The 12,812-nt window shown below is 68.8% G+C and carries 10 protein-coding genes; 6 read left to right on the top strand and 4 right to left on the bottom strand.

All coding sequences use genetic code 11. From position 1 onward, the window contains the following. Window positions 1-81: 81 nt before the first annotated feature. Window positions 82-2,799, bottom strand: coding sequence for an aconitate hydratase AcnA (gene acnA / locus AB0B29_RS15970; protein ID WP_362239411.1), 2,718 nt, complete (start codon window positions 2,797-2,799; stop codon window positions 82-84). Between the two features lie 290 nt (window positions 2,800-3,089). On the opposite strand from acnA, the gene AB0B29_RS15975 reads away from it, so the two are divergent. Together AB0B29_RS15975 and AB0B29_RS15980 are read left to right on the top strand one after the other, a co-directional pair. Then, entirely contained in the window at window positions 3,090-3,290 is a 201-nt protein-coding gene (locus tag AB0B29_RS15975; RefSeq protein ID WP_362239414.1) for a DUF4236 domain-containing protein, read from the top strand. 83 nt (window positions 3,291-3,373) lie between these two features. Next, window positions 3,374-4,903 carry a helix-turn-helix domain-containing protein gene (locus tag AB0B29_RS15980; RefSeq protein WP_362239417.1) on the top strand — a complete coding sequence of 510 codons (1,530 nt, stop codon included), beginning with the start codon at window positions 3,374-3,376 and terminating at the stop codon, window positions 4,901-4,903. 118 nt (window positions 4,904-5,021) lie between these two features. Here the strand turns inward: AB0B29_RS15980 and AB0B29_RS15985 are convergent, their stop codons facing one another. After that, entirely contained in the window at window positions 5,022-5,180 is a 159-nt protein-coding gene (locus tag AB0B29_RS15985; RefSeq protein WP_362239419.1) for a DUF2399 domain-containing protein, read from the bottom strand. Between the two features lie 274 nt (window positions 5,181-5,454). Here AB0B29_RS15985 and AB0B29_RS15990 point away from each other — a divergent pair, with 274 nt between their 5' ends. The 4 genes from AB0B29_RS15990 to AB0B29_RS16005 are packed head-to-tail and all read left to right on the top strand — an operon-like array spanning window position 5,455 to window position 10,867. After that, window positions 5,455-5,736 (top strand): hypothetical protein, encoded by a 282-nt coding sequence (locus AB0B29_RS15990; protein WP_362239422.1) that lies wholly within the window; start codon window positions 5,455-5,457, stop codon window positions 5,734-5,736. Window positions 5,737-5,743: 7 nt separating this feature from the next. Continuing rightward, window positions 5,744-10,141 carry an HYD1 signature containing ADP-ribosyltransferase family protein gene (locus AB0B29_RS15995; protein WP_362239424.1) on the top strand — a complete coding sequence of 1,466 codons (4,398 nt, stop codon included), beginning with the start codon at window positions 5,744-5,746 and terminating at the stop codon, window positions 10,139-10,141. Between the two features lie 4 nt (window positions 10,142-10,145). Continuing rightward, a complete protein-coding gene (locus AB0B29_RS16000) occupies window positions 10,146-10,433 on the top strand; it encodes a DUF6881 domain-containing protein (RefSeq protein WP_142158676.1) in 288 nt (95 codons plus the stop codon). Between the two features lie 32 nt (window positions 10,434-10,465). Continuing rightward, complete coding sequence (locus AB0B29_RS16005) at window positions 10,466-10,867, top strand: DUF488 domain-containing protein (protein WP_362239426.1); 402 nt, start codon at window positions 10,466-10,468, stop codon at window positions 10,865-10,867. Window positions 10,868-10,871: 4 nt separating this feature from the next. Here AB0B29_RS16005 and AB0B29_RS16010 read toward each other — a convergent pair whose 3' ends face one another. Next, window positions 10,872-11,504 (bottom strand): hypothetical protein, encoded by a 633-nt coding sequence (locus AB0B29_RS16010; protein ID WP_362239429.1) that lies wholly within the window; start codon window positions 11,502-11,504, stop codon window positions 10,872-10,874. Between the two features lie 127 nt (window positions 11,505-11,631). Continuing rightward, complete coding sequence (locus AB0B29_RS16015; RefSeq protein ID WP_362239432.1) at window positions 11,632-12,705, bottom strand: type I phosphomannose isomerase catalytic subunit; 1,074 nt, start codon at window positions 12,703-12,705, stop codon at window positions 11,632-11,634. Window positions 12,706-12,812 lie beyond the last annotated feature (107 nt).

Below are 12,812 nucleotides of genomic sequence, written 5' to 3' on the forward strand. Positions count from 1 at the left end.
TACCGGCGCTTGCGGCGAACGGCGCGGGCCGCGCCCCCGGTCGCCCGGGGACGCGGCCCTCGAACTGCCGACCTGGTCCGCTTACTTGCGGATCAGGCTGCGCAGCACGTACTGCATGATGCCGCCGTTGCGGTAGTAGTCCGCCTCGCCGGGGGTGTCGATGCGGACGACCGCGTCGAACTCGACGCCGGTGTCGGTGGTGACCTTCACCGTGCGCGGGGTGGTGCCGTTGTTGAGCTCCTCGACGCCGGTGAAGTCGAAGGTCTCCTCACCGGTGAGGCCGAGGGACGCGGCGGTCTGGCCCTCCGGGAACTGCAGCGGCAGGACGCCCATGCCGATGAGGTTCGAGCGGTGGATGCGCTCGTAGGACTCGGCGATGACGGCCTTGACGCCCAGGAGCGCGGTGCCCTTGGCGGCCCAGTCGCGGGACGAGCCGGAGCCGTACTCCTTGCCGGCCAGGACGACCAGCGGGATGCCCTGCTCGATGTAGTTGCGGGAGGCGTCGTAGATGAACGACACCGGGCCGCCGTCCTGCGTGAAGTCGCGGGTGTAGCCGCCCTCGGTGCCCGGCGCGATCTGGTTGCGCAGGCGGATGTTGGCGAACGTGCCGCGGATCATGACCTCGTGGTTGCCGCGGCGCGAGCCGTAGCTGTTGAAGTCGCGGCGCTCGACGCCGTGCTCCGTGAGGTACTTGCCGGCCGGGGTGTCGGCCTTGATGGCGCCGGCCGGGGAGATGTGGTCGGTGGTGACCGAGTCGCCCAGCTTGGCGAGCACCCGGGCGCCGGAGATGTTCTCCACCGGGGCCGGCTCGTGGGCCATGCCCTCGAAGTACGGGGGCTTGCGCACGTAGGTGGACTCGGCGTCCCACTCGAAGGTGTTGCCCGTCGGGATCGGCAGCGCCTGCCACTGGGCGTCGCCCGCGAAGACGTCGCTGTAGGACTTGGCGAACATGTCCTCGCCGATGGCGTTGGCGACGACCTCGTTGACCTCGGCCTCGGTCGGCCAGATGTCCTTCAGGAAGACCGGGTTGCCGTCCTGGTCGGCGCCCAGGGCGTCCTTGGTGATGTCGACCTTCATGGAGCCGGCGAGCGCGTAGGCCACGACCAGCGGCGGGGAGGCCAGGTAGTTCATCTTGACGTCGGGGTTGATACGGCCCTCGAAGTTCCGGTTGCCGGAGAGGACCGAGGTGACCGCGAGGTCGTGGTCGTTGACGGCCTTGGAGACCTCCTCCGGCAGCGGGCCGGAGTTGCCGATGCAGGTGGTGCAGCCGTAGCCGACGAGGTTGAAGCCGACCTTGTCGAGGTAGGGGGTCAGGCCCGCCTTCTCGAAGTAGTCGGTGACGACCTTGGAGCCCGGGGCGAGGGTGGTCTTGACCCACGGCTTGCGGGTCAGGCCCTTCTCCACCGCCTTCTTGGCCACCAGGGCGGCGGCGACCATGACGTACGGGTTGGAGGTGTTGGTGCAGGAGGTGATGGCCGCGACCGTCACCGCACCGTGGTCGATCTCGTACGACGTGCCGTCGGGGGCGGTCACGGTGACCGGGTTGGACGGGGTGCCGTTCGGGATCGTCGAGGGGGCGTCGGAACCCGGGAAGGACTCCTTGCTGGCCTCGTACTCGTCGTTGACGTAGGTGCGCACGTCCTGCGCGAACTGCTCGGCGGCGTTGGCGAGGACGATGCGGTCCTGCGGGCGCTTCGGGCCGGCGATGGACGGCACGACGGTCGACAGGTCGAGCTCGAGCTTCTCGGAGAAGTCGGGCTCGGCGGCCGGGTCGAGCCAGAGGCCCTGCTCCTTGGCGTACGCCTCGACCAGCGCGAGCTGCTGCTCGCTGCGGCCGGTGAGCCGCATGTAGTTGATGGTCTCGTCGTCGATCGGGAAGATCGCGGCGGTGGAGCCGAACTCCGGCGACATGTTGCCGATGGTGGCGCGGTTGGCCAGCGACGTGGCGGCGACGCCCTCGCCGTAGAACTCGACGAACTTGCCGACGACGCCGTGCTTGCGCAGCATCTCGGTGATCGTGAGGACGAGGTCGGTGGCGGTGGTGCCGGGCGTGAGCTCACCGGTGAGCTTGAAGCCGACGACGCGCGGGATGAGCATGGAGACCGGCTGGCCGAGCATGGCGGCCTCGGCCTCGATGCCGCCGACGCCCCAGCCGAGGACGCCGAGGCCGTTGACCATGGTGGTGTGCGAGTCGGTGCCGACCAGGGTGTCCGGGTAGGCCTTGCCCTCGCGGACCATGACGACCCGGGCCAGGTGCTCGATGTTCACCTGGTGGACGATGCCGGTGCCGGGCGGGACGACCTTGAACTCGTCGAAGGCGGTCTGGCCCCAGCGCAGGAACTGGTAGCGCTCCTTGTTGCGGCCGTACTCCAGGTCGACGTTCTGCTTGAAGGCGTCGTTGGTGCCGAACTTGTCGGCGATGACGGAGTGGTCGATGACCAGCTCGGCCGGCGCCAGCGGGTTGATCTTCGCCGGGTCACCGCCCAGCTCCTTGACGGCCTCACGCATGGTCGCGAGGTCCACGACGCAGGGAACGCCGGTGAAGTCCTGCATGATCACGCGGGCCGGCGTGAACTGGATCTCCTGGCTGGGCTGGGCCTGCGAGTCCCAGCCGCCGAGGGCACGGATGTGGTCGGCGGTGATGTTCGCGCCGTCCTCGGTGCGGAGCAGGTTCTCCAGCAGGACCTTGAGGCTGTAGGGCAGGCGGGCCGAGCCCTCCACCTTGTCCAGCCGGAAGATCTCGTACGACTCGTCGCCCACCTGCAGCGTGCTGCGGGCGTCGAAGCTGTTCGCCGACACGACAGTCTCCTTCATTGATGTGCGCGTACCACCACGATCCTGCCGCCACGGCATCTTGGCCGATCCGCTAAGGTAAGGCTAAGTTAGGTAACCCTTACCGCCGGATTCGATGGCGGCGTGCGGCTGCGGTGCTCTCTCGGCAGATATCTCGATGTCGAGATAACTCTAGTACACGACCGCCGAATGGTCATGCCCCGGCGCCCGCCGTGCGGTCATGCGCGCCCTTTTCCCGGGTATCCGAACCGGGTACCCACGCGCGACATCCACGCAAGACGGAGGGGAGAACAGGCATGCCGCTCACGTTCCGCAAGAGTTTCCGGATCCTTCCGGGGGTGCGCCTGAACATCAACAAGCGCTCCTGGTCCATCACCACCGGCGGCGGAAAGAACGGCCCGCGCCACACCCGCAGCAGCACAGGACGTCGTACGACATCGATGGATCTGCCCGGACCTTTCGGATGGCGGCGCACCACGAGGGCGCGTCGACGCTGAGCACGCCGGGCGGGATTGACATCACGTCACCCGTTCGGACCCCCTGCCGGGCGGCATCTCATATCTGAGATAACCTCAGTCCCATGGCAGACGACTACCTCGTACGCATCGGCAAGCTCATCCGTGACGCCCGGCAGCACCGTGGCTGGACGCAGTCGCAGCTGGCCGAGGCGCTCGGAACCAGCCAGAGCGCCGTCAACCGGATCGAGCGCGGCAACCAGAACATCAGCCTTGAGATGATCGCGCGCATCGGGGAGGCCCTCGACAGCGAGATCGTGTCGCTCGGCTACGCCGGTCCGATGCATCTGCGGGTGGTCGGCGGGCGCCGGCTGTCCGGTGCCATCGACGTGAAGACGAGCAAGAACGCGTGCGTGGCGCTGCTGTGCGCCTCACTGCTCAACGAGGGGCGCACGGTACTGCGCCGCGTCGCCCGCATCGAGGAGGTGTACCGCCTCCTCGAGGTGCTGGGCTCCATCGGCGTGCGTACCCGGTGGATCAACGACGGCGTCGACCTGGAGATCGTGCCGTCGAGCGAGCTGAATCTGGCGGCGATCGACGCGGACGCGGCCCGCCGCACCCGCTCCATCATCATGTTCCTCGGCCCGCTGCTGCACCGCGTGGACTCGTTCAAGCTGCCCTACGCCGGCGGCTGCGACCTCGGCACGCGCACGATCGAGCCGCACATGATCGCGCTGCGCCGGTTCGGACTGGACATCGCCGCCACCGAGGGCCAGTACCACGCCCGGGTGGACCGCGCGGTCAGCCCGGACCGCCCGATCGTCCTGACCGAACGCGGCGACACGGTCACCGAGAACGCCCTGCTCGCGGCCGCCCGGCACGACGGCATCACCGTCATCCGCAACGCCTCGTCCAACTACATGGTCCAGGACCTCTGCTTCTTCCTGGAGGCCCTCGGCGTCAAGGTCGACGGCATCGGCACGACCACGCTCACCGTGCACGGGGTGCCCACCATCGACGTCGACGTCGACTACTCCCCCTCCGAGGACCCGGTCGAGGCGATGAGCCTGGTGGCCGCCGCGGTGGTGACGGAGTCGGAGCTGACGGTCCGCCGCGTCCCCATCGAGTTCCTGGAGATCGAGCTGGCCGTGCTGGAGGAGATGGGCCTCGACCACGACCGCACGCCCGAGTACTTCGCCGACAACGGCCGTACCCGGCTGGTGGACCTCACCGTCCGGCCCTCCAAGCTGGAGGCGCCGATCGACAAGATCCACCCCATGCCGTTCCCCGGCCTGAACATCGACAACGTCCCGTTCTTCGCGGCCATCGCGGCGGTCGCCCAGGGCAAGACCCTCATCCACGACTGGGTCTACGACAACCGGGCGATCTACCTGACCGACCTGAACCGCCTCGGCGGCAGGCTCCAGCTCCTGGACCCCCACCGCGTCCTGGTCGAGGGCCCGACCCGCTGGCGCGCCGCCGAGATGATGTGCCCGCCGGCCCTGCGCCCCGCGGTGGTCGTCCTGCTGGCGATGATGGCCGCGGAGGGCACGTCGGTGCTGCGCAACGTGTACGTCATCAACCGGGGTTACGAGGACCTGGCGGAGCGGCTCAACTCGGTGGGGGCGCAGATCGAGACGTTCCGGGACATCTGAAGGTTCTCATGAACACCACCACAGCCTCCTTCTGAGCTGGACGAATGTAAGACGGGGGGTGATGTGCAGGCGCCTCTGGGACTTTCCGGGGGCGCCTGCCGCACTCTCCGGGTACGCCTCAGCGGGACCCCGTTCCAAGGTCCATGAGCAAGTCGTCCAGCACCGTTTCCTCCTCGACCCGGACACCGTTCTCGGCGAGAGCGGCGGCCAGGGCAGGGTCCCAGGGAGTTGCGGCGGGCGCGCCCGCCGACTCCGGGGCTTCGGCCACCCTGGTCACTGCTGCCGCTCCCAGGCGCCGCCCCGCCATCACCACCCGACCGGGAGCCCCGTTCGATCAGACCGCCCTCGTGATGATGCGGCTCCACAGGGGTGAGGCAGGGCAACCATGGTGCGGACCTGCCGTGTTCCCGCAACCCCTCACTTTGCCTGCCGTTGGCATGTACTTGACTTGGCGCGGAACCGATCAGATTAGTGTCAGGAGGTTGGCATGTGCACAGAGTGAAGTACGGGGGGCGGGTCGCGTGTCGGACCTGGCGAAGGAAGCCGCATCCATGCACAAGGCGGCGTCGGGGCTGCGTCATGTGGGGCACCACACGGCGAAGCCGTTGCAGGAGTTCAAGGCCCAGTCGCACGACCTGTCGGCGCTGGGTGCCCTCGGCTCCCTGCTGAGTGCGACGGAGGAGATACGGGAGGGCATGGCCACCCTGGCCAAGCTGACCGGGCAGCTGGAGGACGAGTGGGAGGCGGAGGCCAAGCTGCTGGGCGAGATATCCGACGCCTTCGACCTGCTGGATCTGCTGCTGGCTGCCGCGGCCCGCGCGAAGAAGGGCTGAGAGCTCCGTGGTGGACCTCAACCCCCTTCATTACGTCAACAAGTTCAACCACATGTTCGGCGACACGCTCGCCAGTGGCCTGGAGTTCCTCGGTATCACCGATCCGGCGGTGGATCCGGACGGGGTGCGGGAGATCGCCAAGAAGTGGCGGCACCTGGCCACCGGCCTGGACGACGCCGCGGAGGCGGCGCGCAAGGCGCTGGCGGATGTGGAGTGGGAGGGCAAGGCCGCCAAGGCGTACAACAAGCGGGCCAAGGCGGCCCGCAAGAACGCCACCGAGATGGCGGACTCCCTCCGCGAGGGAGCCAAGGCGCTGGACGACTTCGCCGACACAGCGCACGAGCTGTTGTCCGAGATCGGCGTACTGCTGGCGGAGATCGCCGAGTTCGAGATAGCAGGCCTGGCGTTGGACGTCCTGACGCTGGGGGCGTCGTCGGTGGCCGCGACCCTGATGGCGGGTGAGCGGGCGCTGAAGGTGGTGGCGCTGATCGCCCGGATCGAGAGAGAGGGCACCGCGCTCGCGTCCGTGATCCGTGGGGTGATGGAGGTCATCCGGGGTGTGGAGCGGGCGCTCAAGACGCTCAAGGAGATCCGAGGCGTGGCGTCGGTGGCCAAGATGGCCAAGGAGGGCGTGAAGTTCTCGGCCTTCGCGACGCTGCTGGAGGATCCGGGTGCGTTCAAGGATCCGGACAAACTGGCCGGCATTCTCGCCGAGGGCGCGCTGTTGGGTGTCGGCTTCGGCCTGCTGGGCAAGGCACTGGGCAAGGGGCTGAAGGCGCTCAAGCCGGCCGAGCTGGCAAAGCTCAGTAAGGCCTTCAAGCTGAACTGCGCCACCTTCGAGCGCCTGAAACTGAACCCGGGCTACAACAAGCTGCCCGCCTCGATCCGCAACATGATCAAGAAGTTCGTGCGGGACCCGATCGACGTGGCCACCGGCGACATGGCCCTGCCCCGGGTGGACGTCGAACTGCCGGGTGTTCTGCCCCTGGTCCTGGAGCGCACCCATATCTCCTCGTACCGCTTCGGTGGCTGGTTCGGCCCCACCTGGGCCTCCACGCTCGACCAGCGGGTCCAGGCCGATGAAGACGGCTTCGTGTACGCGGCCGCGGACGGCGCCCGCCTCTGCTTCCCGGTCCCGGACCCGGAGACCAACGAGTCCGTCCGCCCGGAGACACCTGGCTCACGCCTCCTGCTGTCCTGGGACACGGAGGTCGACGGCGCGGTTCGCGTCACCGACCCGGACACCGGACTGATCCACGTCTTCCACTCACCAGTCGCGGCGGCGGACGACGAGGCCGTCGACCTGCCGCTCCAGCACGTCCAGGACCGCAACGGCAACCGCATCACCGTCCTCTACGCCGAGGGCGACCTCCCGTCCGCGGTCGTGCACTCGGGCGGCTACCACATCGAGATAGACCGTCACGACACACTGTCCCGCATCACCGGCCTGCGCCTGCTGGACCCCGCGGCCCCGGGCCGGCCCGGCACCACGCTGCTGGCCTTCGGCTACGACGAGCAGGGCCACTTGACCGAGGAGACCAACTCCTCGGGCCTGCCGATGCGCTACACCTACGACGCCGAGGGCCGCATCACCTCCTGGACCGACCGCAACAACACGACGTACTGGTACACGTACGACGAGCACGGCCGCGTGATCGCCACCGGCGGCACCGGCGACGCCCTGACCTCCACCCTCACCTACGACGACGCCACCCGCACCACCCGCGTGACCGACTCCCTCGGGCACACCCGCGTCTACGAACACAACGAGGCCCTGCGCCTGGTCCGCGAAACCGACCCGCTAGGCAACGCCACCCGACAGGAATGGGACGAGGAGCTGCGGCTGGTGGCGGTGACCGGCCCACTGGGACAGACGACGCGCTACACATACGACGAGCACGGCCGCATCACGCGCGTGACGCGGCCGGACGGCGCCCGCTTCTGCTGCGAATACAACGCGCTGGGGTTGCCGACGCTGGTGAGGGAAGCGGACGGTTCGCGCTGGATCCACCAGTACGACGACTCCGGCAACCCTGTGGCCGTCACCGATCCCGCCGATCGCACCACACTCTTCACCTACGACGGCTCCGGCGGCCTCACGCGCATCACCGACGCTCTCGGCCACTGCACCGAGATCCACAACAACAAGGCGGGCCTGTCCGTCAAGGTGACCAATCCGCTGGGCGCGGTGAACACCTACGAGCGCGACGTGTTCGGGCGGCCCGTCGTCCTGACGGACCCGATGGGCGCGCGGACCCGCCTCGAGTGGACCGTCGAGGGCAAGCCGACCCGCCGCATCGCGGCCGACGGGGCGGAGGAGTCATGGCTCTATGACGGCGAGGGCAACTGCACGCGGCACACCGACGCGAACGGTGGCGTCTCCCGCTTCGAGTACACCCACTTCGATCTGATAGCCGCCCGCACCGGACCCGACGGTGTACGACACGAGTTCACCTACGACACCGAACTCCGCCTCACCCGGGTCACCAACCCGCAGGGCCTCAGCTGGGACTACGTGTACGACCCGGCAGGACGGCTGACATCCGAGTCGGACTTCGACAACCGCGTCCTCACCTACACCCACGACCCGGCAGGACGCCTCCGAGCTCGCACCGACGCTCTGGGCGAAGTCATCCGTTTCGAGCATGACCCGCTCGGCCGGATCGTCCGCAAGGACGTCGACGGCGCGGTCACCACCTACGCCTACGATCTCAGCGGCCAACTGGTTCGGGCTGTCGGCCCGGATGCGGACCTCACGCTGGAACGCGACGCTGTCGGACAGGTGCTGTCCGAGACGGTCAACGGCCGAACCGTTCTCTACCGATACGACGCCCTGGGCCGCCGCACGCACCGCACCACACCGACGGGAGCAACCAGCCGCTGGGACTACGACGCGGGGGGCCGTCGGATCGGCCTGGTGACAGCCGGACACACGCTCCGCTTCGCATACGACCCGGCCGGCAGCGAGGTGACCCGTCACCTCGACGGCGCCATGAGCCTGACGAACACCTACGACGGCATGGGCCGCCTCGCCTCACGGTCCGTGGTCGACGGCACCGGCCGAATCGTTCAGGCACATGCCTACGCTTACCGGGCCGACGGAAACCTGATCCGGCACGACGACCGGTTGAACGGCACACGCACCTTCGATCTGGATGCCGCAGGCCGCGTAACGGCTGTCCGCGGCCAGGATTGGACCGAGCGGTACGCCTACGACGAGGCCGGGAACCAGACCGAAGCCGCATGGCCGACCGCCCACCCCGGCCAGGAGGCGACAGGTTCCCGCGTATATGCGGGAACCCGCATCACCCGCGCCGGAAACGTCCGCTACGAACACGACGCCCGAGGACGTGTCGTCCTGCGTCAGAAGAGACGCCAGTCCCGTAAGCCCGACACCTGGCGCTACACCTGGGACGCCGAAGACCGGCTTGTCTCCGTGGTCACGCCGGACGGCAGCCTCTGGCGCCACCTCTACGATCCACTGGGCCGCCGCACAGCCAAGCAACGCCTCGCGGCGGACACGGAAACGGTCGTCGAGCAGGTCGACTTCACGTGGGACGGCACGACCCTCTGCGAGCAGAGCACCGTCTCGGCCGCCCAACCGGATCCCGTCGTCCTCACCTGGCACCACCAGGGCCTCCAGCCCGTCGCCCAGGCGGAACGCATCACCGCCGCCGACGCGCCTCAGGAAGAGATCGACGCCCGTTTCTTCGCCATAGTCACCGACCTCGTCGGCACACCCACCGAACTGGTCGACGAGCACGGCGACATCGCCTGGCGTACACGCAGCACCCTCTGGGGATCGACCGCGTGGGCTTCGGACAGCACCGCGTACACGCCACTTCGCTTTCCCGGCCAGTACTTCGACCCCGAATCCGGCCTGCATTACAACTACTTCCGTCATTACGATCCCGAGACGGCGCGGTATCTCAGCCCCGACCCGCTGGGTCTCGCGCCTGCACCGAACCCCGACACCTACGTGGACAATCCGCACACCGCGGCAGATCCGCTGGGACTGGCTCCGGACGCCTGCACCTATGAGGTCGAACAGGTGCCTGACGGCGAGATCACCTCGTTGTTCCACTACACGAACGAGAAGGGATACAAAGGCATACTCGAGAGCGGCGAGCTCCGCCCGTCCCTCAAGGAACACAACCCGAAGGACGCCAGATTCGGTGACGGCCAGTACTTGTCGGACATCAGGCCCGGGACGAAGACGCCTGGCCAACTGTCGTTCGCTTTCCTTCGCGTACCCTGGGCGGGTCAGAAGTTCAGCCACTACATCGAGGTTGATGTGCGCGGCCTCCAGGTGATGAGGTCCGTTGAGCGACCGGACGTCTTCGTCATACCGAACCAGGGCCCCCTGGACATTGCAGGACGCATCGTCAACCATGGAAAGAGCTAGCGCAGTGGAATACTGGAAGGTGCATTGGCTGCACGATTTCGATGTCGAGCCAGTCACTTTGTTCAGCGAGATCGGCGAAGACGGATACGAAGTCCGTAAGATCCAACGGTATCGGGATGGACGTCTGCTCAAGGCGGACTCGTCTCACGAAACCGGTGAGATCGGGCTCAGTGAAATCCCCGTCGGCCCCATCGAAGCGGTCGCGGCCCAACCGGAGTTCTCTGCATTCGTCATCAGTCGCGATGAATTCGAGGACGTCTGGAATCGCGCCCACTTCGGTGGAGAGCAGTAGGCCCTCCCGGGACATCCGACCCTTCGGGGAGTATGAGGTGTGCACCCCCCGAGAAGGGATATTCCGAGACCGTGGACACGTCGCTGGTGACCTTCGGGCACAGCACCGCCGGCCGGGACCGGATCGGTGAGCTGTTGCGCGATGCCGGTGTGAGAGCCGTCGTGGACGTGCGGACCGCTCCCGGGAGCCGCCGGGATCCCGATCTGCTGCGGGAGGCGGGCGGCGCGCGAACCGCCGTGATGTGCAGCGAGGCGGTCTGGTGGCGCTGTCACCGCCGCCTGATCGCCGACTTCGCGGTGCTCGCCCGCGGCGTACCGGCCCGCCACCTCATGCACGACGGGCGGCTGAGCGTCCATGCACCGACACCGGGAGCCCGTCTTCGCGACGACGGGCTCCTCGTGTACGACGCCCCCACCGGGCCGCCCCGGGGCTGAGCCGTCAGTACAGCTTGTTCACCGCCGTGACGGTCGTGGCCTTGAAGTCGGCCACCTGGGCGTGCTGGAAGTCGCCCATCTGGCTCCAGCGGACGATCGTCACGGTCGCGCCGTCGCGGCCGACCGAGAAGAGGCCGATGTCGGAGGAGCCCCAGGCGGAGGCGGTGTGGATGCCGTAGACGTCGGCGCCCTCCTCGACGTTCAGCTTGCCGTAGTACTTCTGCGTCGCCGTGATGTCGGGGTCCTGCTGCATCAGCTTCTTCGCGCAGCCGGCGAGGTCCTTGCGCAGCAGCGCCGCGAAGTCCTTCGCCCACTGCTCGCTGCGCCCCTCGACGGTGAGCTGCTGGGCGTTGGTGTCGTACTCCGTCCAGTACTCCCGGTGCGTGGTGATGGACGGCAGCGCGTCGCCCACGCACATCGGCAGCGGGTCGGGCTGGCCGGCGGTGACCGGACCGGCGTACCAGGGCGAGGTCGGGTGCGGCGGCAGTTCGGCCGGCTCGAGGAACCGGGGCGTGTCGGAGGCCGGTGCGGTGGCCGCGACGGCCGGCACGGCGGCTGCGGCGACACCGGCGACGGCTGCCAGCACGGCCACGGTCGTACGGATGCCTCGGTTACGGATCTTCATGGTCTCCCCCATCGGTCTCCCACCGGTTTGCCCGGTCGGGTGCGCGGGCTTTTGCCCTTGCCCCCCGTATGACCCGCCACCGGCCGCATCCGTTGCCCTGCGGACCTGCTACGGATCCGTCCCGATTGTCACGGGCCCGCTACCGCGGACCGAGCCCCTCACCGAGGGCGGCGGCGGCGGCCGGGCCGTGGCCGGCGGCGAGGAGGGGGGCGCGGATGTCGCGCTCCGGGTCGGGGACGTGACCGATCAGGACGTCGGCGGAGCCCTGGATGCGGACCTCGCCGAGGACGGCGGGCAGGAGGAGGGTGCGGGCCCGGTCCAGCAGGCCCGTCCAGGAGCCGGCGGTGACGGTGACGGGTGCGCCCGCGTTGGTGAGGATCCGCACGCTTGAGAAGCGGTAGGTCCAGGGCGCCGCCGTACCGGCGGACCAGCGTTCGAGGGCGAAGTGCGGGCCGGCGCAGAGCACGGTGCGTACGAGGCCGTCGCCCTGACGGATGCTCAGGCCGGGGTGGAATTCCGGTCGATGGCCGGGGCGCCACTCGTCGAGGAGACGGTCGAGGTTCGCGTGCCACTCGTGGTCGGGGACGGGTGAGCCGTCCTCCATGCGGCGGCGCATCGCGTGCTGCTGGATGTCGGACGTCTGCTCGATCTCGTACACGAGGGTGTCCGGGCCGAAGCTGTGCAGGGTGCCGCCGGGGACGTAGACGGTCTGTCCCGCTCGGACCGGCAGGCGGCGCATGACCGCGTCGAAGTCCTGTGCCAGCAGCGCCCGGTGCAGGGTCTCGCGGTCCACGCCGGGACGGACGCCGACCAGGGCGGTGGCTCCCGGAGCGGCGTCCAGGACGTGCCACGCCTCGGTCTTGCCGTTGGGTTCACCCTCCAGGCGCCGGGCGGTGGCGTCGTCGGCGTGCAGATGCACGGGCAGTGCACCGCGGCCGTCGATGAACTTGGTGAGCAGCGGGAAACGGGGGCCGGGCGGGAGCCGGGGGCCGAGCAGTTCGACCGGGTGCTCGGCCATGATCTGCCGCAGGGTGCGCCCGGCGAGGGGGCCGTCCAGGACGGTCGAGGCATCGCCCTCGACGTCGCTGACCTCCCAGGTCTCGGCGACCGGCCCCTCGGGCAGCCCGGTGCGGCCCAGTCGCTCGGCGATGGCCCGGCCGCCGAAGACGTGCTGCTTGACGGGGGTGGTGAGCCGCAGCGGATGCCAGTCCACGTCCCTCCTCGGACGGGTCGGTTGCCGGTCCCGGCCCGGAGTACCCCCGGGCCGGGGGTACATGCGTGCGGCACCGGGCGGGCCCGTGACGAGCCGCGGACCGCGGA

This window comes from Streptomyces tibetensis (genome assembly GCF_040647715.1).
Classification (GTDB): domain Bacteria; phylum Actinomycetota; class Actinomycetes; order Streptomycetales; family Streptomycetaceae; genus Streptomyces; species Streptomyces tibetensis_A.